This is a genomic window from Bacteroides sp. 41_26 (assembly GCF_949740115.1).
In the GTDB taxonomy this organism is placed as follows: domain Bacteria; phylum Bacteroidota; class Bacteroidia; order Bacteroidales; family Bacteroidaceae; genus Bacteroides; species Bacteroides nordii.
The window spans coordinates 24,383-50,266 of the sequence record NZ_CATJGZ010000082.1 but is presented as its reverse complement, the minus strand read 5'-3'; the positions used below and the strand labels follow the sequence as shown (position 1 = coordinate 50,266).

General features: G+C 38.4%; 18 protein-coding genes. All 18 read left to right on the top strand.

The genetic code is table 11. The features are described from left to right. The first annotated feature begins 607 nt into the window (after positions 1-607). Positions 608-1,036 carry a DUF8440 family protein gene (locus QX565_RS11825; protein ID WP_221650911.1) on the top strand — a complete coding sequence of 143 codons (429 nt, stop codon included), beginning with the start codon at positions 608-610 and terminating at the stop codon, positions 1,034-1,036. Positions 1,037-1,179: 143 nt separating this feature from the next. Then, complete coding sequence (locus QX565_RS11820; RefSeq protein ID WP_002562772.1) at positions 1,180-1,989, top strand: MotA/TolQ/ExbB proton channel family protein; 810 nt, start codon at positions 1,180-1,182, stop codon at positions 1,987-1,989. A 29-nt stretch (positions 1,990-2,018) separates the two neighbouring features. After that, positions 2,019-2,624 carry an ExbD/TolR family protein gene (locus QX565_RS11815; RefSeq protein WP_007487701.1) on the top strand — a complete coding sequence of 202 codons (606 nt, stop codon included), beginning with the start codon at positions 2,019-2,021 and terminating at the stop codon, positions 2,622-2,624. Between the two features lie 14 nt (positions 2,625-2,638). Then, complete coding sequence (locus QX565_RS11810; protein WP_221650912.1) at positions 2,639-3,289, top strand: ExbD/TolR family protein; 651 nt, start codon at positions 2,639-2,641, stop codon at positions 3,287-3,289. A 29-nt stretch (positions 3,290-3,318) separates the two neighbouring features. After that, a complete protein-coding gene (locus QX565_RS11805) occupies positions 3,319-4,134 on the top strand; it encodes an energy transducer TonB (RefSeq protein WP_221650913.1) in 816 nt (271 codons plus the stop codon). Between the two features lie 4 nt (positions 4,135-4,138). Then, positions 4,139-5,086, top strand: coding sequence for a PstS family phosphate ABC transporter substrate-binding protein (locus QX565_RS11800; protein ID WP_289292850.1), 948 nt, complete (start codon positions 4,139-4,141; stop codon positions 5,084-5,086). A gap of 18 nt (positions 5,087-5,104) precedes the next feature. Further along, a complete protein-coding gene (locus QX565_RS11795; RefSeq protein WP_221650915.1) occupies positions 5,105-6,538 on the top strand; it encodes a tetratricopeptide repeat protein in 1,434 nt (477 codons plus the stop codon). A 343-nt stretch (positions 6,539-6,881) separates the two neighbouring features. Further along, positions 6,882-7,478 carry an RNA polymerase sigma factor gene (locus tag QX565_RS11790; RefSeq protein WP_289292849.1) on the top strand — a complete coding sequence of 199 codons (597 nt, stop codon included), beginning with the start codon at positions 6,882-6,884 and terminating at the stop codon, positions 7,476-7,478. Positions 7,479-7,865: 387 nt separating this feature from the next. After that, positions 7,866-9,056 (top strand): FecR family protein, encoded by a 1,191-nt coding sequence (locus QX565_RS11785; RefSeq protein WP_221650917.1) that lies wholly within the window; start codon positions 7,866-7,868, stop codon positions 9,054-9,056. Positions 9,057-9,197: 141 nt separating this feature from the next. Then, complete coding sequence (locus QX565_RS11780) at positions 9,198-12,662, top strand: TonB-dependent receptor (protein ID WP_221650918.1); 3,465 nt, start codon at positions 9,198-9,200, stop codon at positions 12,660-12,662. Between the two features lie 12 nt (positions 12,663-12,674). After that, on the top strand, positions 12,675-14,660 hold the full coding sequence (locus QX565_RS11775) for a RagB/SusD family nutrient uptake outer membrane protein (protein ID WP_221650919.1): 1,986 nt from the start codon (positions 12,675-12,677) through the stop codon (positions 14,658-14,660). 16 nt (positions 14,661-14,676) lie between these two features. Next, on the top strand, positions 14,677-15,795 hold the full coding sequence (locus QX565_RS11770; protein ID WP_289292848.1) for a glycoside hydrolase family 88/105 protein: 1,119 nt from the start codon (positions 14,677-14,679) through the stop codon (positions 15,793-15,795). Between the two features lie 355 nt (positions 15,796-16,150). Then, entirely contained in the window at positions 16,151-17,767 is a 1,617-nt protein-coding gene (locus QX565_RS11765) for a glycoside hydrolase family 76 protein (protein ID WP_289292847.1), read from the top strand. A 43-nt stretch (positions 17,768-17,810) separates the two neighbouring features. After that, a complete protein-coding gene (locus tag QX565_RS11760) occupies positions 17,811-18,842 on the top strand; it encodes a T9SS type A sorting domain-containing protein (protein ID WP_289292846.1) in 1,032 nt (343 codons plus the stop codon). Between the two features lie 90 nt (positions 18,843-18,932). Further along, positions 18,933-20,738, top strand: coding sequence for a T9SS type A sorting domain-containing protein (locus QX565_RS11755; protein WP_289292845.1), 1,806 nt, complete (start codon positions 18,933-18,935; stop codon positions 20,736-20,738). 52 nt (positions 20,739-20,790) lie between these two features. Next, the gene (locus QX565_RS11750) at positions 20,791-22,845 is read left to right on the top strand and encodes a DUF2264 domain-containing protein (RefSeq protein ID WP_289292844.1); all 2,055 of its coding nucleotides are present in this window, start codon (positions 20,791-20,793) and stop codon (positions 22,843-22,845) included. Between the two features lie 89 nt (positions 22,846-22,934). Beyond that, entirely contained in the window at positions 22,935-24,911 is a 1,977-nt protein-coding gene (locus QX565_RS11745; protein WP_289292843.1) for a glycoside hydrolase family 88 protein, read from the top strand. A gap of 113 nt (positions 24,912-25,024) precedes the next feature. Next, positions 25,025-25,432, top strand: coding sequence for a DoxX family protein (locus tag QX565_RS11740; protein WP_289292842.1), 408 nt, complete (start codon positions 25,025-25,027; stop codon positions 25,430-25,432). Positions 25,433-25,884 lie beyond the last annotated feature (452 nt).

Below are 25,884 nucleotides of genomic sequence, written 5' to 3'. Positions count from 1 at the left end.
TCGCTTTGTGTCATCTGTGTCCCCTGTGAAACTCTGTGCCACTCTGTGGTGAACCAAAGTAAACACCGCCTGGAGAAAACTACCCGTGCGGGAAGCACAGGAAAAAGTGGTTGATAGATAAAAGGGAATAATTGTCTTTTAATATGTATTAATTGGTGTCTATCTGCATTTTATTGAATAATGACATCCAATATAATTTAATTATCAGTTAAATCGGATTAAGGCGGTTTCTGGCATTTACGTTCTACTTGTTATATTATAAAGGAAAGCACTGAAAACAATCTACAAAATTTCTGAAAATCAATAAGTAATATTATATAAAACTCTATAGTGAAACGCTATTAACTATTATATTGTATCCTTCCTAAATGAACTATTTTTAGAAGGAAACTTGATGTATAATCAATCTCTTTTTTGTGTAGGGCATATATTCATTTAAAAGAAAGATTCTTTTAGTTAAAACAAAATGGAACTGAAGTATGTTATTATTGTAGAGTTGAAATTCTTGATAATTAAAAGATGTAAATTATAGGCTTTATATCTGATTAGTTATTATTTTTGCGGCATATTTCAATTCATGATTTGAAACCTTTTTATAAAGTGTACGATGAAAACGTCTGTTAAATATCTACTAATGTTTATTCTGCTGCTGCTATCATTTAGTATGCGGGGGAATGCATTGAATATAGACGATTCTTCTGCTACTACCTGCCAGGTTTCGGAATCTGCTAAAAATGCCGCTTCTTTAGATAGTGAAGATGTTGCTTTTTATAACAGGTTACATGCATTATCAGTTTCGGATGTAGAGTTGGGTTTTAAACCAATCTCCGAGTCACACACTCCCTCCCATAATCAGCGTATGCGTCGCAGCATGGAAATCTTCGATTCTTTGAAGGATATTATGCATAAGCTGTGTCTAAGAGAGAATTTATTAGTACTTGACAAAAGTAAATCCTACCATTCTGATAAGGATCCTTATTACGCTCAATCTAGCAGCGAATACTACATCTTCGCGCTAAGACGTATCCTTATTTAATTCCTTTTTATTTTTTCTGCACGTTTGCTATGCGGCTTAGAATGCTATTCTTTGCCGTAGGGTCCGGGTGCGTTGCGCTCAATTGTACCTCTGAATTTTAAAATCAATCAAATTAATAAATTCTTTAAAACAAAAAACTGATTATGGAAACTACTCAAAAAAAATCCTCGTTTAAAGGTATCAAATCTGCCGGATGGGTTATTGTATGCTGTTTTATACTGGCTATCTGCATCTATGAATTCTTGCTCGGAAACCCTGGAAACTTTGTGAACAACGACCCCAACAATCATCCATTGCCTGGAAACTTCTTAGGAACAATTTACAAAGGTGGTATTATCGTACCGGTTATTCAGACTTTATTGCTGACTGTTCTTGCTCTTAGTGTAGAACGTTATTTTGCACTTCGTTCGGCTTTCGGTAAAGGAACTTTGGTGAAATTTGTAGAAAACATTAAAGGAGCACTTTCTGCTGGTGATTTGCAAAAGGCACAGGAAATCTGTGACAAACAACGTGGCTCTGTAGCTAACGTAGTTACTGCTACTCTGAAAAAGTATGATGAAATGGAAAAAGACAATACATTGTCTAAAGACCAGAAGTTGTTGGCTATTCAGAAAGAATTGGAAGAAGCTACTGCTCTCGAATTGCCTATGATGGAACAAAACCTTCCGATTATCGGTACTATTACTACCTTAGGTACTTTGATGGGACTACTTGGTACAGTTATCGGTATGATCCGTTCATTTGCTGCTTTGGCTGCCGGTGGTAGTGCTGACTCTATGGCTTTGTCACAAGGTATTTCTGAGGCTTTGATCAATACAGCTTTTGGTATTCTTACTGGTGCATTGGCTGTTATTTCTTACAACTACTACACTAATAAGATTGATAAACTGACTTATAGCCTTGACGAAGTCGGATTCTCTATTGTGCAGACATTTGCTGCAACTCATAAATAAGCGTGCGAACCCTTTAAAAAATAAAAATCATGGGTAGAGCAAAAATTAAAAAGAAAAGTACGTTCATCGATATGACGGCGATGAGTGACGTTACTGTGTTGCTGCTTACCTTTTTTATGTTGACATCTACATTCGTAAAAAAGGAACCGGTACAAGTAACAACTCCAGCCTCAGTTTCCGAAATTAAAATTCCGGAAAGCAATATCCTTTCGATATTGGTCGATCCGGACGGAAAGATATTTATGAGTCTGGACAAACAATCGGATATGAGAGAAGTCCTGGAAAATATGGGAAAGGAATATGGAGTTACATTCACACCGGAGCAGGAACAGAAGTTTGCTATCTCTTCTACCTTTGGTGTACCAATGAAAAGCATGAAAACTTTCCTGGATTTACCAACGGATCAACAAGATGCTGTATTGAAGAATGAAGGAATTCCTTGTGATAGTATCGATAATCAGTTTAAGGCATGGGTGCGTAATGCACGTGCTGTGAATTCAGATTTGCGTATTGCTATTAAGGCAGACCAGAATACTCCATATGCTGTGATTAAGAATGTTATGAACTCGCTTCAGGATCTCAGAGAAAACAGATACAATCTGATAACCTCTCTGAAAACTACTTCTGAAAACTAAAAACGAATAAAACTATGAGTGCTGAAGTACAAGAAAGCGGTAAAAAGAAAAAAGGCAGCAAACAGAAAAAGATGACCGTACGCGTAGACTTTACGCCGATGGTAGATATGAACATGTTGCTGATTACGTTCTTTATGCTTTGTACCTCTCTGAGTAAACCTCAGACGATGGAGATAAGCATGCCGAGCAATGATAAAAATATCACAGAAGAACAACAGAGCAAAGTGAAGGCTTCACAAGCTATTACATTGTTGTTGGGAAGTGATAATAAATTATACTATTATGAAGGTGAGCCTAACTATAAGGACTATACATCGTTGAAAGAGACGAGTTATAAGCCGGATGGATTGAGGGCCATACTTCTGAAAAAGAATGCGGCTGCTGTGCGTAAAGTGAATGAACTGAAACAACAGAAGCTTGAACTAAAGATATCAGAGGACGAATTTACAAAGCAACTTTCTGAGATAAAAGGTGGAAAGGATACTCCGACAGTGATTATTAAAGCTACGGATGATGCTTCGTATATGAATCTGATTGACGCTCTCGATGAAATGCAAATTTGCAATATTGGTAAGTATGTGATAACGAACATTGCCGAAGCAGACGAATTCCTGATTAAGAATTACGACTCTAAAGGTGAGCTCTCACAAAATATTGCCGAATAATTAAGTAACACCTAAAAAGAAAAAGAACAATGGCAAAAATAGATTTGACCTCTTCAGCATGGTGTGATCTGATATTCAATGGCAAGAACAAGGCATATGGTGCCTATAAGATGCGTGAAGATTCACCCAAAAGACACAATATAGCGATGCTGTTTGTAGTAGTAGTTGCATTGATCGGATTTAGTATCCCGGCACTTATCAAACTTGCTACGCCTAAACAAAAAGAGGTAATGACTGAAGTTACTACCCTGTCACAACTGGAAGAACCGGAAGTGAAACAGGATGAAATGAAGAGAGTGGAACCGGTAGCTCCTCCGCCTCCTGCCTTAAAAAGCTCTATCAAATTTACAGCACCCGTTATCAAGAAAGATGAAGAGGTACACGAAGATGATGAAATCAAGAGTCAACAGGAATTGACGGAAACGAAAGTTGCTATCTCCATTGCCGATGTAAAGGGCAACGATGAAGCAAATGGTAAAGATATTGCTGACTTGAAGCAGGTGGTAACACAGGCTGAGCCAGAACCCGAAAAAATCTTTGATATGGTAGAACAGATGCCTACATTCCCCGGAGGAAATGCGGAGTTGATGTCTTTCCTTGCAAAGAATATTAAATATCCTACCATTGCACAGGAGAATGGAACACAAGGACGTGTAATTGTACAGTTTGTTGTGGAGAAAGATGGTTCTATTGCAGATGCACGCGTGGCACGTGGAGTAGACCCTTATCTGGACAAAGAAGCACTTCGTGTGATAAAATCCATGCCTCATTGGATTCCCGGAAAGCAAAATGGTAAACCGGTGAGGGTGAAATACACTGTTCCGGTTATGTTTAAATTACAATAATGTGATGATGAAGAGACAATTCTGGTTAATTAGTTTTTGTGTTCTGGCTGCATTGACTTCATGTAACCGAAAACCTAAAGACGGATTTACAGATACATATACGTCAGGTGTTATCTCTATTGCTGCAGATGAAAGTTTTCAGCCTATTGTGCAAGAAGAGATAGATGTGTTTGAGGGAATATATCCTTTGGCCGGAATTGTCCCTCGTTATACTACTGAGGTTGATGCTGTCAATCTTCTTCTGAAAGACAGTGTGCGTCTGGCGATAACCACCCGTACATTGACCAAAGAAGAGATGAACTCATTTCATAGCCGTAAGTTTTTCCCTCGGGAGATTAAACTGGCTACGGATGGACTGGCTCTGATTGTAAATCGTCAAAATCGGGATTCGCTGATTAGTGTACGGGATATTCGTCGGATACTAACCGGTGAGGTAACAAGTTGGAAGGATATTTATCCGGATTCACGTTTGAAAGATATCAGTGTGGTATTTGATAATCCTAATTCAAGTACAGTGCGTTTCGCAACTGATTCTATTTGTGGTGGAAAATCGCTTTCTACAACGAATGTCAAAGCTTTGCGAACCAATCAGCAAGTTATCAATTATGTGGCTCAAACACCGGATGCTATTGGAGTAATTGGTGTGAACTGGCTGGGTAACCGAAGCGATACAACTAATCTTTCTTTCCGTGATGAAGTTAGGGTGATGTCTGTCAGTGCTGAGGATATAGCTACCCCGGAAAATAGTTACAAGCCTTATCAGGCCTATTTATATTATGGAGACTATCCATTGGCACGGCCGGTTTATATTTTATTGAACGATCCTCGTAGTACTTTGCCCTGGGGATTTGCTTCATTTTTGACTTCTGACAGAGGGCAGCGGATTATATTAAAGTCCGGATTAGTTCCGGCCACTCAACCAGTACGTATAGTGAGTGTAAAAGACGAATAATAACTAAAATTGATTACAATGAAACGATTTCAATTATTTTTAGCAGGGGCATTTATAGCAACCGGTTCTCTTTTTGCGCAATCGGGAGATGCCGAATGGCAAGCTGGATTTGCCAAAATGAAAACTCTTATTCAGACCGATCTGAACCAGGCTTCGGAACAGGCTGATCAATTATTGAAAGGAAAAAATAAAAAGAATCCGGAATTAGTGATAACTGTAGCACATGCATTTCTGGATGCCGGAAAACTACCTGAAGCAGAAGAATATCTGACTTTGGCAAAGAAAATAGATAGAAAATCTGCTGATGTTTCTGTTCTGGAGGGAGACATTGCTTTTGCCCGGAAAGATGCCGGTACCGCTTGCCAGATGTATGAACAAGCTATCTATTTTAATCCGAAGAGTGAACAGGCCTATTTAAAACTGGCCGATATATACAAAGGAGCTAATCCACAACAGGCTATTGAGAAACTGGAACAGCTGAAAGCGGTTGATCCTTCAAGTGTACAGGCTGACAAAAAGCTGGCTGAAGTATACTATATGAACAATCGCTTTGATAAGGCTGCAGAAGCATATGCCCGTTTTATAGATACTCCTGAAGCTACGGAGAATGATTTAGTGAAGTATGCATTTGCTCTTTTCCTGAATCATAAATTTGATAAGTCTTTGGAGATAGCCAATAAGGGATTGCAGCGGAATGCCCGTCATGCTGCTTTTAATCGCTTGGCGATGTATAACTATACGGATATGAAACGTTATGACGAAGCTAAGAAAGCAGCCGATGCCTTCTTTGGTGCTTCTGATAATGCTGATTATTCTTATTTGGACTATATGTATTACGGACATTTGCTCAATGCTATAAAAATGTATGATGAAGCTGTCATACAATATCAGAAAGCTATCGAACTGGATGCAACGAAAACTGATTTATGGCGTGAAATTTCTAACGCTTATGAGCAGAAGAACGATTATACGAAGGCTATTGATGCCTATCAAAAGTACTATAAGTCACTATCTGCTGATAAACAGACTTCTGACTTACAGTTCCAGATAGGAAAACTTTATTACGGAAAAGGTACGCAAAGTGATACCTTGACCGTTAGTCTTGATGAACGCAAGGCTGCCCTTGCTTCAGCTGATTCTGTTTTTGCAGTGATAGCTCAGGCTGCTCCGGATAGTTATTTGGGTAACTTTTGGCGTGCACGTGCTAATTCTGCGTTGGACCCGGAAACAACGCAAGGTCTGGCTAAACCTTATTATGAAGAGGTGGCTACATTGCTGGAAAGCAAAAATGACCCGCATTACAATTCCGCGCTTATCGAGTGTTACAGTTATCTGGGATACTATTATTTGGTAGCTAATAAGCTGCCTGAATCCAAAGATTACTGGAACAAAATTTTGGCTATAGACCCCGCTAATGCTACCGCAAAAAGGGCATTGGATGGCATCAAATAGTAATAATTTTAGTTGTTTGTCGTGTGGGAGGAGTGGAGAGTGATCTTAGCTCCTCTCTTTTTTTGTTTTAACTTTGATGAACTTATAAATCTGGTATATATTTTTTGTAAATGTATATATAATTTCTGACTTAACCTCTCGGGCTAAGAAGATAATTGGTTACTATACAGAGATGTAATGAAGAATTGTTTTATAGTATATTCTACTATAAAATTCCGGTAAAAAGACACAAAAGAATTATGGATAAATAAAAACACTTGTATAGTTGCTTGATTTTCCATTTAGTTTTTATAGTTTTGTGTGATTGAACTTTGGAAACATTATATTTGAACTGTAATATAATATGCAAATAACTGATGAGAGTAGTGCGGTAAAATGGCAAGAATTCTTGCAGGGAGATGAGAATGCGTACTCATGGCTTTATAAAACGTATATACAATTATTATATAGTTATGGCCTGCATTTTACAATGGATGGTGAACTCATTAAAGATTGTATCCAAGAGGTTTTTACAAAGATATATAAAAACAGAAAAACACTTTTACTGCCCGATAATGTAAGGCTTTATTTACTTATTGCATTAAAAAATTGTTTGTTAAATGCGTTAAATAAACAATACAGATATACTGATCTGGAATCTATTCCTTTTATCTTGAGTGAAACGGTAGAAGATGAATTTTTATCTACTGAAGCCAGTAAATTACAAAAAGAAGAAGTAGAAAACATTCTTTCTATTTTAACTCCGAGACAGAGAGAAATTATGTATTATCGTTTTGTTGAGGAGATGGATTTTGATCAGATTTGTAAGATCATGGATTTAAATTATAATTCTGCGCACAATCAGATTCAACGCGCATTGAAAAAGGTAAGAGATAATTATGATTCTATATTATTCTATCTATTCATCTTAAGTTATTTCTCCAAGAATCCAGGGCTCTGATTTATTTATTTCTTGACTTGAGCTGGTTGGCTAAATAAAAGGTATATAGTGTTATTCCTTGCTTATGGTCTCTACTTCCTTATTTAAAACAATCTATTTACGATTAGACGATTTACGATGTACGATTGGGATTACTCTGTCTCTAATAGCACTGAAACAGGCTTTTAAAGAGTAACTTCAATTGTACATCGTAAATCGTCTAATCGTAAATAGATTCATATCCGTATAAAATTGAATATAATCATACCTCATACTCATCCCTTCCCTCTTTTTTTATGTTATTGTGAAGCTGTATTTTTAAGTGCGAACAAATTTTTTCATATTTTTTTTCTAAAAAGTGAGTAATTAATGAGTTTACGTTTGTCCCTATAGTATAAATAAGTCAAAATGGATAAAAATTACAATACATATAAGGCTGACCAACTTTTGGATGATGACTACTTTTTAATGTCAGAACAACATCCTACGCCAGAAACCAGGAAATTTTGGAAAGCGCAACAAAAACGTTTCCCGGAATTGACTCATGAGATAGAATTGGCACGAAAAGTAATGAGTGCTTTCAAAAAAGAAACTACTGAAGTTCTTTCGGAAGAGGATGTAGATATACTTTGGAACCGCATACAGAAAGTAAACAGACAACAGGATAAGAGAAAGACGTTCTCTATGATTGCCAGATGGTCTGTAGCAGCTTGTTTTGCTATTGTAATAGCAGGAGGATGGCTGGTGGTTAAGCATCATACAGAATCGGATAAATTTATGTCAGTTGTTGCCGCTTTACCGCAACCGGATAAGACTGCTACTGATGTACAGCTGATATTGTCAGAAGATAAAGAGATTGTTATCGATACGAAAAAATCTCATATTTTGTATGATAAAGATGGGCAGATACGTGTCGAGACAGAAAAATCGACAGAGGTAATGGAGGATAATGATGATGTGAGTTATAATCAGCTGGTAGTTCCACTTGGAAAAAGTTCGTCTATTACTTTCACTGACGGAACTAAAATTTGGGTCAATGCCGGAACGAGGGTTGTATACCCTGCTGTTTTTGCACAGCGACAGCGTGAGATTTATGTAGAGGGAGAAGCCTATTTGGAAGTTGAACCGGATAAAACAAGACCTTTTATAGTTAAAACGGGTGGTATGCAAGTCAGAGTTTTAGGAACTAAATTTAATGTAAATGCTTATGCTGACGACGTTGTAAAAGAAGTGGCGCTTGTGAGTGGTAAAGTGGAAGTTCTGACTGATAAAAAAGAGGGAGTACTACTTAAACCGAATCAATTGCTTTCTTACAATAATGATCAAATAAAGGTGAAAAATGTTGATGCTACACGGTATACGTCGTGGAAAGATGGACTCTATCAGTATTATCATGAATATCTAAATAAGGTTTTCAAGAATTTATCCAGATACTATGGTAGAGAGATAATATGCGGAGAAGGAGTAGCCGCTCTTACTTGCTCCGGAAAACTGGATCTGAAAAATGAGCTTTCTGACGTGCTTGATGTCTTAAAAAGGGCGGCACCGATTGAGGTGTACGAAACAGATGAGAAGATATATATTAATGTTAAACCCTAAAAAACGAATGGATAGAATGAAAGACGACTCGTAAAACATGATCACAAAAAAAAGCCAGATAATATGGCGAATTATCCGGCCCTGTTTTTTTAACTAAATTTACACACACACAAATGTGTTAACTTAAAATCATTCAAATGTATGAAAAATATAGATACGTTTGACCTTTCTAAGGTCGAACAGGTACGATTTTTACAAATATTGAAGGTTTCAATACTCTTTTTAATACTTAGTTGGAACCCGGTTTTCGCTTCTACTTTCCCGGCTCAGACGCTTATTACTATCGAAGCAAAAAGTAAAGCTGTCAAAGAAATCTTTAACGACATAGAAAAACAGAGTGAATTTATTGTTTTCTTCTTAGATCAAAACATAGATGTTGATAGAAAGGTTAGTCTCTCAGCAAAGAAGCAAACGGTTAATAAGATTCTGGATCAGATGTTTAAAGGGACAGATGTTTCTTATTCTATTGTGGGAAGGCAAATTGTAATCTCTAAAGTTGCCAATAAAACATCTACAGCTCAACAGAGTAAAAAGTGGACATTAAAAGGATTGCTGACTGATGCCGATGGTAATCCGATTGTAGGAGCTTCTGTAATGCTGAAGGGTACTTCGACCGGAGTTTTATCTGATGTAAATGGTTATTATGCTATTGAAGTAGAAAACGGACAGACATTGGAATATCGGTTTATCGGATTTGATACGGAAGAGAAAGTCGTGAAGGCTGGTATGAATGGTAATCTACGCATGCGGGAGTCCAGTGTAAATCTGGATGATGTGGTTGTGATAGGCTATGGTCAGCAAAAAAAAGAGAGTGTGGTTGCCTCTATTAATTCCATAGGTCCGGCTGAACTTTCTATGCCACAACGCAATCTTAGAAATAATATTGCGGGTCAGGTAGCTGGTATTATAGCTATCCAGCGGAATGGAGAACCCGGTAATGATAGTGCCGAATTCTGGATCCGCGGTCAAAGTTCGTATGCAGGAGGTACTTCTCCATTGGTTCTGGTAGATGGAGTTCCCCGTTCGATGGATGATATCGATGTGGATGAAATAGAAACATTTTCAGTATTAAAGGATGCGGCTGCTACGGCCGTGTACGGTTCGGAAGGAGCCAATGGTGTCGTATTGATAACATCTAAACGAGGAAAAGCACAAAAAACAAATATTAGTTTCAGGGCACAATACAGTGTGGTTACACCTACAAGAATGCCTGAATTATTGCCTTCGTATGACTACCTGTCACTCTATAATGAAGGGCAATGGAATGAGGCCGGTAATCCGGATTGGGATAAATTCAACAGGACTTACTCGGATGAGATATTAGAGAAATATCGCACAGGAGCAGATCCTGACTTGTATCCCAATGTGAATTGGATGGATCTGCTGTCTAACAACACACACAATCAACGCTATACATTGAATTTCAGAGGTGGATCTGAAAAAGCTAAGTTTTTTATATCAGGAGCTTACTACAATGAAACCGGTATATTCAAATCCAATCCGATTGAAAAATATGATGCCAATATTGGCCTTGATCGCTATAATTTGCGTACCAATGTGGATATGGATATTACATCGACTACCAAAATATCGGTAGATCTTAGCGGGCAGTATAAGACAAAAAATAATCCGGGAAACACTTCGGATGCTATTTTTGATATGATTACTCAGTTCCCGACGCATTACATTCCGATGTATTATTCTGACGGTAGTATTTCAGAACACTATACATTTGACCCGAGTACCCGTTCTAATCCGTATAACATGCTGAACCATTACGGATATACCAAGAGTTGGAGTATGAATGTCCAGTCTAAAGTCACTTTAGATCAAAAGCTGGATATAATAACAAAAGGACTGTCCTGGAAAGGAAGTGTCAGTTTTGATGCATCGGCTTATTCTATTATTAAGCGTGAGAAATCTCCGAATTCATATTATGCAACCGGACGCGACGAAGAAGGGAATCTGATAAAGACAGAGATAAAGCAAGGTAGTGCATTGGGCAATCCGGCCTATTCAAGTTCAGGCGGTGAGAAGAAAATCTATATTGAAACTTCTTTGAATTATAAAAGACTTTTTAAAGAAAAACATGATGTTTCAGGTATTTTGCTGTATATGCAGAAAGAAAGTCAGAATCAAAATGTTTCGGGTATACAGTTACTTCCGTACAGAAAGCAGAGTGTGGTAGCCAGAGCTGCTTATGGTTATGACAATCGTTATATGCTGGAAGGTAGCTTCGGTGCAACCGGTAGTGAAAACTTTGCATCAGGACACCGTTGGGGAATTTTTCCGGCAGTTGGTGCGGCATGGTATGTTAGCCATGAAAAGTTTATGGAACCTTTGGAAAATATCTTAAGCAAACTAAAGCTGAGAGCTTCCTTCGGTATTACCGGTAATGATGAGATTGGTTCGAGTTCTCGTTTTCCTTATAGAGAATCACTTTCAACAGGAGGTACCGGATACAATATGGGACTTACACCGGGTGTGAATGGTGGTGTAACCGGAGGTAGCGGTGCCGGAATCATTGAACAGGATTTTGCGACTCCTAATCTGACTTGGGAACGTGAACGCAAAATAAATATTGGTGCCGATCTGGGATTTTTCAAAGGTAGTGTTGACTTGATTGTGGACTGGTTTGCCAATCGTCGTAATAATATTCTGCTACGTCGTAAAACAATTCCTTCGGTTGCCGGATTTCGTAATAGTCCCTGGCAGAATTTTGGAGTTACCACCAATAAAGGTATTGATGCAAGTTTAGTCTTTAAACAGCAGATTGGGAAGGTCTTTATGTCAGTGAGAGGAAATCTTACTTATGCTAAAAACAAAGTAGAAGAGTATGATGAAGTGCCTCAGGTTTATCAGTATCAGGCTTATACAGGGCAGTCTATCGGACAGCCGTTGGTATACGTAGCCGAAGGTTTATATACTCCCGATGATTTTGATATTGTAGAAAATGCAAATGGAAGTAAGACTTATACATTAAAAGATGGTATGCCCAATCCGGGTACTCAGGTTGCTCCGGGTGATATCAAATATAAAGATTTGAATGGAGATAAGAAAATCGATTCTTTGGATAAGACGTATGAAAATGGTTTGTATCCTGAAGATCCCAGATTGGTTTATGGATTCGGATTGAATCTGGAGTGGAAAGGCTTCTTCGCCGGAGTGTTCTTCCAGGGGGTAGGGCAAACTTCTGTTAACCTTTTGGCTTCGGCCGGTAACTTTATGCCGTTCCATAATGGAGTAGATGCTTCTTCTGCCCGTATGGAGGCTTTGAACCGTTGGCAGAATGATGATCCTTACAATCAGAATGTTTTATTCCCACGCGTACATGCTACTAAATTTGATAATAATACTTACGGGAGTACATGGTGGTATCGTAACGGTAGCTTTTTGCGATTGAAAAATGTAGAGTTTGGCTATCAGTTCAATAAGCAGATGTTGCGTAAAATCAGTATGCAGAATCTGAGAATTTATGTTCAGGGAACTAATCTGGCAGTTTGGGACAATATAAAATACTGGGATCCTGAACTGGGTGGTTCTAATTCCGGATCAAAATATCCGATATGCGGAACATGGACAATGGGACTTGAAGTTACATTTTAAAAATTGAATATTATGAAAAAAGTTAAGAAATTCGTATATACTGCACTTATTGCCAGTGGAATGCTGGGAAACTTTGTGTCATGTGATTATTTGGATGTATCCAAAGAATTGGCTGAGAATCTGACATTGGATCAGGTTTTCGATAATCCTGGTTATACAAAACGTTGGCAGGCTAATATCTATAACTGTATCCCTGATTATTCAGAAATGGGAAAGGGAGCTACTACTGGTTTTACAGGTATCTGGAGTTTGATGTCGGGGCAGGTTGTAGCGAATACAACAGCTGTCGGAACTCAGATGATTACGGGTTTTAACTCATCAAATGCTTCGTTCCACCGTTGGGCGACGCTATATAGATATATACGGCAAGGATTTATCTTTCTGGATAATGCCAAAGACCATATGGGATCGGAGCAGGATGCATCATATATCAGTGAAAAGGATATGAATCGCTTGAAAGCGGAAACTAAATTCCTGATCGCATACAGCTATTTCTCTCTTTTTGAACTCTATGGTCCTGTTCCTTTGATTTCGGAAACAGAAGATCCTGAAAATAAATCAATAGATTATCCGAGAGCTTCTGTGGATGAAATTGTAAATTACATTGATAATCTGCTGAAAGAGGTAATTGACTCTAATGCATTGCCCGAAACATTATTTAAAGGAGATCCTTCCGCGGGCTTCGACTATGACCATAATAACGATAGATATAATTTGAAGGAAATAATCCGTCCGACCAAAGTTGCCGCATTGGCATTACGTGCTAAATTATGGGTTTATGCAGCTTCTCCTCTTTTTAATGGAGGATACAAGGAAGCATTGCAGGTGACTAATAAAGACGGTAAACGTCTGTTCCCGGATGAAGATCGGTCAAAATGGAATACTGCAAAGTCACGTTTGGAGGATTTGTTCACATTTGCTGAAGGTAAAGGACACAAATTGTATTATGCTAAACCCGGAAGCAATGGTCTGCCCGATCCTAATCTGTCAGTATATGAACTGTTCCAATATTATAATGATGAAATTCTTTGGGCTAACGGTAATAATAGCTATCGAATTGTAGGAAACGATATGGAACGGCGTACTTGCCCGCGTGGAGCAAATGGTTTTTGCAATATCGGTCTGTATCAGGAAGGAGTGGATGCGTTTTTTACTAAAAATGGTTTGACTATCAATGAAGATCCTGAATATAAAGAAGATGGTTTTGCTGATTTGGTAAATAGATGTAGTTCAACTTCGCATAAAGATAAGCATATCTTCAAGATGTATCACAACCGTGAACCTCGTTTCTATAATACGGTCACTTATGAAGGAAGAAGCTGGCATTTGCCTATTTCCGGAAAAGCTGAATATGGTTCATATTTCAGTAAGGGAGGTGATTCGGACAACAGTTCACAGGATCATCCGAAAGCGGGATACTTACTCTATAAGTTTAAAAATCGTTTGTTGTTGGATACCGGCGATAATGTAAAGACATGGGCCCGTCCCTGGATCTTATTCCGCCTGGCCGATTTCTATCTTTATTATGCAGAAGTTTGTAATGAGATCAATCCTTCCGATCCTAAGGTAATAGAATATCTGGATAAAATCAGAGATAGAGCTGGTATACCCGGATATCAGGAACTCAAAGAAAATGGAATTAAAGATATTGTTGGAGATTATGAGGCTCAGAAACTTGCTATCCGTCGCGAACGTATGGTAGAACTTTTTGCCGAAGGGAATCACTACTTTGATACGCATCGTTGGATGAGTTGCCTGGATGATAATGGAGAAGATCAGCCACATATTCGTACAGGAATGGATCTGAACTCACCTGCTGCCAAATTTAATTCCAGTAAAATACCAACTACATTCTATGATGCAATAGGTGAAGGATCCTACTACAATAGAGTTGTTGTGGAAAAACGTGTGTGGAATAAGGAGATGCTGTTGTATCCGGTACCTTATAATGAAATACAAAAGAGTAAATTGCTTGTACAAAACCCATTGTGGAACTAAAAAATGATATTATAAAATGAAGAAATATATAGTTGTTATCCTATCGTTACTGAGCTTTTTGAATGTTTCTGTTTTTGCAGCCGGTGATGTGCCTTATACTAAAGCTGAGATTAAATCATTGATGAAAAAAGTGGCAGACTGGCAGTTGGCTCATCAGAAAGAGGTGAAACATCATCCTATGGACTGGACAAACGCTACTTTATATATCGGGATGGTGAAATGGGCAGAACTGGCTGATAAGGTTGATAAAGATGAAACATACTACAAATGGCTGGTAGATATTGGTAACAGGTATTCATGGAAAGCCAATAAACGGATGTATCATGCGGACGATTTGGCTGTTTGCCAGATGTTCATAGATGTCTATAAAAGATACAAGGACAAGTCGATGTTGCAGCCTACCATTGAACGTATTGATTGGATACTTGAACGTCCTTCTAAAGGCTCTTTGATAATAGACTATTCCAATCAGACTACTTTGGAACGTTGGAGTTGGTGTGATGCTTTGTTTATGGCTCCTCCTATCTTCACCCGGTTATATAAAGAGACGGGTAATAAGAAATACCTGGAATTTGTAGATAAGGAATATAAAGCTTCTACTATTTTCTTGTATGATTTGGAAGAGAGAATGTTCTTCCGTGACAGTCGTTATTTCTATCAGCGTGAAGCAAATGGCAAGAAAGTTTTTTGGGGACGCGGAAATGGTTGGGTACTTGGAGGACTGACCGAAATGTTACAAGATCTGCCTAAAAAGAATAGTTATCGTAAATTTTATGAAGATCTCTTTGTTGAGATGTGCAACCGTATGGTAGAAATTCAGCAACCGGACGGATTATGGCATGCCAGTTTGTTGGATCCGGAGACTTATGCTGTACCTGAAACCAGTTGTTCCAGTTTCATTATATATGCGTTGGCATATGGTATCAATGAAGGGTTGTTAGACAAGGCTACTTATTTGCCTGCATTGTTGAAAGCCTGGAAAGCTACATTGGGGACAATTGATAATGAAGGTAAACTGGGATATGTACAGCCGATTGGGGCCGACCCGAAGAAAGTAACAAAGGATATGACCGAAGTATATGGCGTTGGTGCTTTCCTGATGGCGGGAACTGAATTATACAAAATGGCTAAGTAATTTATCGGTTATTAGGGTTGCTTTGAAATGGGCATTGTCTGTTTGGGGCAACCCTTTAATACTTAGAATATTATGAAAAAAACAAATAACTCTTATCAGATTTACTGTTTTATTATTCTCAAACCAGCTTTTTGCATCGGAAACCTGGGATATTTTAGATAAATCAATGGTTTCCTGGAAAATGAACGGAGGGGGATAATAAAATATGATCATTCCTCCAGCAAAGAGCTACTATTGAGATTTTTGCTATTACAGGTTTGTATATCGGATATATAGATATATAAAAGCAGATGGCAGGATACTAAAACGTTTCAAGATCATTTTAAAGTAACAGAAATTAATAATGAATAAAAGCATGAGAAAATTTTTAATTGTAATCTTACTTTTTGCAATCGGATTTCCTTCCTATGCCCAAAATGAAAAAACATTCCGGCAGTGGGGTGAAGAGTCTCTGAAGGTGATCGATCTTTATTTGAAGTCGAATAGAGGGACCTTCCTGTACGCTGAAAAATCAACGAGTCCGGCAGCTGCATTTGTATGGCCTACTGGTATTCAGCTTAAGGCGTTGATTTATGCCGACCGGATGGATGATGCTAAAAAATTGCTTGATAATGTGAATAAGTATTATTACGTAGCCTATAATGGTTATTATGCTTATGATGCCAGTTATAATGGTAAAGGTGGAAGCCGCTATTATGATGACAACGCATGGATGGTTAAGGACTTGTTGGGTATGTATGCTGTTACAAAGAATGAAGATTATCTGACAAGAGCTAAAACGGTTTTAAAATTTTGTATGAGTGGTGAATTACCTACAGGAGGCATTCTGTTCAATGAAAATCCGAATCATGAAAAAGCAGGAAAATGGTCGGTTTGTGCAACGGCTCCGACTATTGTTTGCTGTCTGCGGCTTTATCAGATTACAAATCTACAGAAATACTTGAATGATGCTCTGCGGCTGTATCAATTTTTGAAAAATGATGCGGGTTGGGGCATTGGAGCCGGATACCGGGGATATGAAAATGCCGTTGTTATGCAGGCTTCCATGCTTTTGTATACCATAACAAAAGAGGAACAATATCTGGAAGATGCTTATCGGTTGGCTTACGGTATGGAATCTCACTACATTGACTGGGCCACACATCGTTTGAATGAAACCGGACAATGGGGAGCTCACGATATGGCAGATGCTTATGTGGAACTTTATAAGATAGATCATAATCCAAGATGGCTTAACCTTGTTGCAGGTTATGCAATCTATTTGCATGATAATTGTAAAGACGAACTCGGGTTTTATCCGGAATACTGGAATGATCTGACTCCTTCGCAGGAAAGCAGGCAACAGCTATTATATCAGTCTTCGGCAGCATCTACCTTCCTCAAATTAGCATCTGTATCTTTTGAGGTAGAACCAGTTACTACGCCTGTTGCTATATTCCAGAATGTGAATTATAATCAGGGAAAACTCAATAACCAGTACAGTGTAGGATTGGAGGTTGGGGAATATACGCAAGATGATTTATGGCGTTTAGGGTTGACCGATAATAAGATGAATTTTAAAGCTCGGATCTCTTCCATTGAGATAGCTGATGGCTATAAAGTGACTATCTATAAAGAAGGAGATTTTACGGGCGACTCTCGATTGCTGTATAAGTCTTCACCTGATTTACAAGGTTGGAGCAATGTGAAGTCTTTAGTGGTTGCTCGTGTCAATGATACAGGCATTCATTCTAATAATTCGTCTTCGTCATTAAAGGTACATCCGCAACAAACTTCAGATTTTGTCTGTATAGAGAATCTTTCGGAAGATACGTGTATTAAAGTTCTGGATATGAATGGGAACACCATTTTTCGGACCAATGTATCGGACGAACAGTATGTGTTGAATATGACCCCATTTTCTCAAGGGATGTATCTGGTAGTGATAAGTTCACAAGGTCAGAGTCAATCGGTAAAAGTTTTGAAATATTAGTTGAGTTAATCTTACATATTATGAACATTAAAAATTAAAAGTTATGAAAACAAAATTATCTTTTTTTCTTGTAGTAATTAGTCTTTGTATGAGTGCATTGGCAGCGGATGTTCCCGCCCAGTTATTTATGCGTGGCACGGCATTGGCAGAGTCGTCAACACCTTTAATTATGAAAAGAATTAATAAGGATTTTCCTGATTTCTATAATGGTGCGGGTGAGATCAGCAATACTTTTGAACTGTTTACAGCATTAAAAAGCGGTAATTATGAATTTGCTGCATCGGAAAGTGGAGCAGCTATTATTTCTTCTACAACAATAACGGTTGATAAAGAAGGGTTGGTACCTTATAGAATTCGGGTGAATTTTGATGAAAGTACTCCGGAAGTAACTGTTTCCGAGGTGGAAGAGATGATTATATGGGCACCTTCCAAAAAATTTGTTGTAGCTAATCTTGACTACATGGGTAATTCTTCATTTATAATCAGAGGTCTTGAATATAGCAAGGATACCTGGGGAGATCCAAGATATCGTTTCAGAGTTTATACCGCTGATGGTGATATAAAAACTTATGCGTATAAAAAAGGAAACTTAACCGGGCCGGATGATGATAGTAATGAAACAGGATATTTTGATTTGTATCAAACAACGGCTGAAGGCCAGTGGGATGAAACAATAGATGGAGTAAAGTATCAGGGTGCCGAATTCAAATTATCAAAGAAACGCAGAGGAGAAGGATTCACATTGGCTCCATTTGACGTGAAGGTAGTTTTTGATCCGGTAAATAACTATACACACGTTATCAGTGATTATGATCCGACAGGTATTGTTAGTGCAAATGCTGTGTCCAAAGGGGAGGTATATCCGACTGCTATCAATGATCAGGTTACTATAGCTGTAGAAAAAGGAGCTTTTGCTGTTGATTTCATTTCAGCAACAGGTATAACTGTGTTACAGGCCAAATCTGCTGACAATACTTTGACACTTAATAATATCAGTCTGCCTAAAGGTGTTTATCTGGTGAAGATTGTTCAGGATAACAATGTTTTATCAGTGAAACGTGTAATTAAATTGTAAAGGAAGAAAAGGGGGGGAGGTATGTCTATTCATAGGCTTTCCCCTTTTTGTTTTTTCGCTTTGTTAGTAATATACTCAACTATAATTCATATGAAACAATCTGTTAAAACAAATTTAATATTTCTATATGCTCTTATAGGGATATTTCAGGTGGCATTTTCACAAAACGGTACATATTCAAAGAGATACTACAAACAGCAGAAAGTGACTTTTAATAGGCCCAATGGAGCGTATACCAATGCACTGCTTGTCGAGGATTTTGGAAACGGAAGTTACTATACGGATCGTGACCATGCCGCAATTGTAGACGGAACTTATCAGATTAAGTTTAAGAAAGGATGTAAAGTCGGTGGTACAGGTGCAGCTGTTATTGTCAGTACTCCAAAGTTGACGCAATATACTATGGAGTACCTTATTAAATATGATGAAAATTTTGAATCCGGTCTTCATGGCAAACAATTTGGTTTTAATTTAGGAGTAGGATATTCAGGAGGAGCTTCTGATAAAGCAGTACAAAATGGTGATGGTGGAAGTGTCCGTCTCCAATTTGATGCACTCGATGATTGTATATCCAATCAATTGTATGTTTATTATTCTGATATGACAACAGAATACGGTTGTAACCCCGGAGATCAGAAGTATACGATGAAACGGGGAGTATGGAATAAAATAAAACTGACTGTTACGATGGAAACCTCTTATGAAGCTAAAGATGCTCGTATCGAGGTGTGGTGCAATGATGAAAAGAAGATAGATGTGACCGGACTTTCTCTTGTTCGTAAAGACGATCATCGTTTGATAACAGGTATCTGTTTTGAGTCATTCCCCGGTGGAGGTGGTATCTATCCTACACATGATAACTATCTCTATCTGGATGATATGACCTGGTATCCGGGTAGTGATAATGAAGCATTTAAGAGTGTTCCGGATGAGTTGTACATGAAAGGAACTGCATTGGCAGAATCTGTTTCTCCATTGAAAATGAAGAGAATTGTAGAAGGTTTTCCAGAAAGTTATAACGGAAATCTGGTTACCGGTAATACTTATGAGCTGATAACTGCTCTGAAAACCGGAAGTTATTCGTTCTCTGTTTCTGAGAGTGGAGAAGGTTTGATTCAATCGCAGGACATTACAGTGGAGAATGCGGAAAAAAATCCGGTACCTTATCGTATCCGGGTAAATTTCGATAATGATATTCCGCAGGTTACAGTGGAAAAAATTACGGGGGCTATAGTCTTTGCCCCCTTCAAAAAGAAAGTGATAGCCAATCTGGACTATATCGGAAACTCTGTTTTTGAAGTGAGGAATATTCAATATGATGCATCTTCATGGGGAGATCCGAGGTATCGGATAAGGCTCTGTCTGGAAGATGGCTCTGTGGTTACTTACGGATATCTGAAAGGCAGTATATCGGCTCCGAATGATGACAGTAATGCGTCGGGGTATTTTGAACTTTATCCAACGACCAATATTGATGACTGGCACGAAACGATTGATGGAACAAGATACACAGGAAATGAATTCAAACTATCTTTCAAAAGAAGAGGAGAGGGTTTTGATCTGGCACCCTTTGATATGAAAGTGATTTTTAATTCTATCGGAAGTTATTATCATGTTATAAGTGATTATGTAGAGCCTCCTGTGGGAATTACCGAAAACCAGAAAGGGGGAATCGGCATTTATCCTACATTTTTCAATCAATATATTATGATTGAGGGGACTGAGCGTGGTATGCTGGTTGAAATGTATGCCATAGATGGCAGTAAAGTGCTTCAGACGAAGACCGATGCTCCTGTTTGTAAATTAGAGAATCTGAACATACCCGATGGTGTTTATATTTTGAAGCTTTCAACCCGGGATAACATAACGGAAACCCGGCGTGTGATTAAGTATTAAACTTGATTCTTGAAATTAGTCCTATTCAGAAATTATCTAAAATTGATTATTTATGCAGTCTTTCTTCTCAAAAGGTAACAACAATTGTAGCATTTCTTCACTCCTGATAAAAACAAGAATATGCTGGTTCCTTTCTTTTATCATAATAACTCATACGGCATTATGCCGGAATTCCGATCACCCGGTTAACGTTTTTACAGTAGATTCGCCCGATTATACGCATAGCCCTTACACCGGAATGACGCGGAAGCATTGGATAGATGCTGCAAAATATATGCTTGAAGGAGCTTTCAGCTATATTCATAGCATGGATGATGCCATGAAGTTTCCAAAACAGGAAGGTAAGAGTTATCCCAATAGAGAAGAACAGATACCGACAGAAAAGCTGGAAGGGCTTTGCCGTACATTGTACATTGCTGCTCCTTTGTTGAAAGAGAACCCGGATTTAGCCTTGAACAATATAAAGGTGGCTGACTATTACAGGCAACAACTTATTAACATTATAACTCCGGGACATCCGGGTTTTATTTCTCCCCGTACAAAGAACGGTATCTCTCAAAATCTTGTAGAGTTCGGAGCTTTGTCTATTTCTTTGTTCTCGATTCCCGAAATTTTATGGGATCCTTTAACTAAACAGCAAAAAGATGCATTGGCACATACTATGCTGAGCTACGCTGATGGTCCTACAGTTCCTTCCAACTGGCGCTTTTTCAATTTGTTTGTATTTAGTTTCTTTAAAAGCGTGGGATATGAAGTGAATGAACCGCTGATGAAGAAGTTTCTGGACCTCTCTTTTGCCGATTATAGAGGCGAGGGATGGTATATTGACAATTCATCTTATGATTATTATAGTATGTGGGCTTATCAAATGTATGGTATTCTTTGGAGTGAATACTTTGGGAAAAAGTATTATCCGGAGTACGCAGAACGTTTTAAAGCCAATTTTAAGGAGATGCTAAACAATTATCCGTTAATGTTTGGTCGTGACGGACAGATGATAATGTGGGGACGCAGTATTACTTATCGGTTTGCAGCTATTTCCCCGTTTCCATTGGCGGGTTATTTGAATGATACTTCCGTTAATTATGGATTCTTGCGGAGAATTGCATCCGGAACTTTATTGCAATTCCTTCAAAATCCGGATCTATTGAAAGATAGAGTGCCCACATTGGGTTTCTATGGTGCTTTTGAATCGGCTGTTCAAGGGTATAGTTGCCGGGGCAGTGTATATTGGATGGGTAAAGCTTTTCTGAGTTTGTTACTGCCGGAGTCTAATATCTTTTGGTCAGCAAAAGAAGATGAAGGTATCTGGAAAATAGAATATAAGAAAGGAACTGTTAAAAATACGTTCCAGAATGGATCTAAGATTCTTATAACTAACTATTTTGAAAGTGGGATTACTGAGATTCGTACTTCGACCAGAATGCCCGCCAATGCAAGGGAAGATTGGCGTTTCTCAGAAAACTATAACCGCTTAGCCTATAACAGCGCATTTCCCTGGATGGCAGATGGTAAACAGGGGGAAGTTGCTATGAATTATACAATCAAGAAAGGAGACGGAGTTTGGAAAGCGTTGTCTATGTATACTTTCGATCATTTCGACCAGGATATTTATTATCGGAATGCGACGCTGAGGGATGATATTGATGTGAAATTTCAACTGGCCGATATTATACTGCCCAATGGTGTTTTACGTGTTGATAAAGCTATATCAGCGACTCCGGTCGAAGTACACTTGGGACATTACTCGCTTCCTTGTCTTGATTCTAAAATAAAAGAGAGAACAATTAAAAAGCAGGGGCATACAGCTTATGCGATAGATAATGGGAAGTTTCAATTGACAATGGTACCTTTGAATGGATGGGAAGATGTAAGAGTAGAAAATACCAGTGGATTGCATCCCGAAACGAAACAAAGTGCCGTACTTAATGCAGAAGACCACTTTACCGGTGAAAAGATCTTTATTACGCTTCTATTATGGAATAAAACGGGGAACAAACTGGCAGATAAACAACTTTTCCCTGTGAAGGATATTCTTGTCTCAAAAGATAAAAAGAGTGTCACGGTTTGGTTGAACGATGGGACTCAAAAGAAAGTTAAGTGGTAATGGAGTATTAATGATAAAAAGAGAGAGAGAAAAAGATGTTTAAAAAATGCACATTAATAGCAATAGTTACTCTGTTATTTCTTAGTCAAATGGCTGTTTCACAGTCTTCCTTGCCTGAGAAAGCTGAAATCGTAAAAACAGGAAAACTGGTTAATGATTGTTGGATAAAAAATCATTCGCAGTGGGGAAATAATGACTGGGCAAGAGCTGTTTACTATGTAGGGAATACTTATTTCTATAAAATGTTTCCGAAAAATAAATATTTAGATTATTCAACGGCATGGGCTGAGAGTCATAAATGGAAGTTGAGAAGTTCAGGGCCTGATCATGCTGATGCCCAGGTTTGTGGACAGGTTTATTTAGACCTGTATCAGATGGATGAAGAGAAACAGATAGCTAAGATCGCCGCCATAAAAGAGGGGATTGATAAGATGTTGGCAAGGCCGGATGTAGACGATTGGTGGTGGGTGGATGCTTTGTTTATGTCGATGCCTGTTTTTGCCCGGTTAGGTGTTTTATATGATGATGATAGATATTTCGATAAGATGCACCAATTATACTCTTTCACGAAAGCAAATTTATACAATGCCAAAGATCATTTGTGGTATCGGGATGAGACGGTCAGCCATGTAACTCCCAATGGGAAAGCATCCTATTGGTCAAGAGGAAATGGCTGGGCCTTTGCTGCTCTGGCTCTCGTGTTGGATAAGTTGCCGGTGAATAGCAAATACAGAGCCGAATATTTAAAAATATTCAAAGAAATGGCTGCCTCGTTGAAAGCTTGTCAGCGGGAAGATGGCTTCTGGAATCCGAGTCTGGTTGATCCGGAAGATTATGGCGGACCGGAGACAAGCGGAACGTCTTTATTTCTTTTTGGAATGGCTTGGGGCATTAATCAGGGAGTACTGGATCGGGACACCTATTATTCTGTTATTACTAAAGCATGGGAGGGATTGACTACTTTGGCCGTCAGCCCCCAAGGAGTACTTACCTATGTACAAGGTGTTGGTTTTAAGCCTTCATCGAATCCGGCCACTTCTACTTCTACGGCAGACTTTGGAGTGGGGGCTTTCTTGTTGGCTTGTGCAGAGACTGCGAAATTAGCATCCGGAGATATGCCGGCTGTATCGAACTTCGATATTGTGAGTTTAAAGGCAACTGATAAAAATAGCCTTCTTCTTGAATTTAATAAAGAGATGAATGACTTATCGGCTCTTTCATGTTTTAACTATACGATAGATAATAATGTGAGATTAGAGCGGGTGGAAAAGAAAGACGCAAAATCGGTACTGTTAGTAACCAGCGGTATGCTCCCCGGGGATTATCAATTGAAGACATGTAATATTGAGAGTAAAGATGGTGAAACATTGGATGTGGGAGCATGGGCTTTTTTTGAGTATACAGGTATCTGCTCAGTTAAGGCCAGTGATTTTCAGAGTGGGACCACCAATACACCGGATAAAGTAATCGACGCTGATATGTCTACCCGATGGTCTTCGGAAGGGACCGGGAAGTGGCTCTTACTCGATCTGGGAGAAGAAAGAATGCTTCATTCTGTTCGTATTGCCTTCTATGAAGGTAATACGCGGAAAAATTATTTTAATATAGAATTGTCTCTTGACAATATAAATTTTGAAACGGTTTACCAAGGAGAGTCAAGTGGTAAGTCAGACCAATTGGAAAACTATGATTTTAGTGTGAAGAAGGCACGTTATGTGCGGCTGGAATTTAATGGAAACAGTAAAAGCAAATGGAATAGTATACTGGAGGTTAGGATAAAAACGGTTGATACTGCTTCTGGAATTTCTATTGAAAATAAACCGCAATTTAGTGTTGTCACAGATCTATTGCAATATGGGCAGTTAACGGTTCTAACAGGTGGTGAAAGGTATCGATATTTGGGTTTATCCGTTGTAGATATAGGGGGAAGTTGTATTTATAACCGGGTTTTTACCAACATAGCAGATCATCTTGTGATAAATGATTTGTGGCTTCTTAAAGGTACCTATATTTGTACTATCACCTCTGATAAAGGAAGTACTTCTCAGCTGTTTGTTGTCATATAGGCTGCTTTACTTCCGGTCCCGATATTAAAATTGTAGAAAACATTTTGTTGACTCACTTTGTTGAATAAAGAGTAAATTATCAATAAATTCATATCGTTATAACTCAATTTGATATGGTTAATAAAATAGACTATTTCTCTTTATTCGCACGCATAGCTATTGCTATGAGTTTCCTGTCCGCTGTTGCAGATCGTATTGGTTTGTGGACTCCTTTATTAGGAAGCGAAAATGTGACCTGGGGTAATATGGAAAGCTTTATCGCTTACACAGGAGTTTTAGTTCCATGGATTCCGAAGTTATTTTTGCCATCATTAGCTTGGCTGGTGACGGTAATAGAAGTGATTCTTGGAGTATTGTTAATAATCGGTTTTCAAAAACGTTATGTAGCCCTTTGCAGTGGGATTCTGTTATTGATTTTTGCTTTCTCAATGGTGCTCTTCTCAAGTCTGAAAGCTCCATTGGATTATAGTGTATTTACAGCAGCTGCCTGTTCTTTTCTGCTTTATAAAAATAGTAGGTAAAAAGCAAGATGATTCGGGAATAGCCATTACTTGTATCCACCAGTAAGAACCTGTTTAAGTTTTATTCCTTTCCATACAGATATGGATCTATTTACGATTAGACGATTTACGATGTACGATTGGGATTACTCCGTTTCTGACAGCGCTGAAACAAGCTTTTAAAAGAGTAACTTCAATCGTACATCGTACATCGTCTAATCGTAAATAGATTCTGTTTTTGAGCTTAATGATGTTTGTCATTGCCATCCGTCTCTTTCTCCGGTATTGATAAAGCCCCCTCTCGTAGAGTAACGTATAAAGCCTCGGCGTGTAACTTTGTTTTAGATGTACATGTAAAGCGGTACGACATGTGCATGTGGGACAGCACGACATGTGCATCTCATGCTGCTTTACATGTACATGTAAAACAAGGCTGCTCACCGGGGAAAGGAATGTTCCTTTCTGAGAAAGAC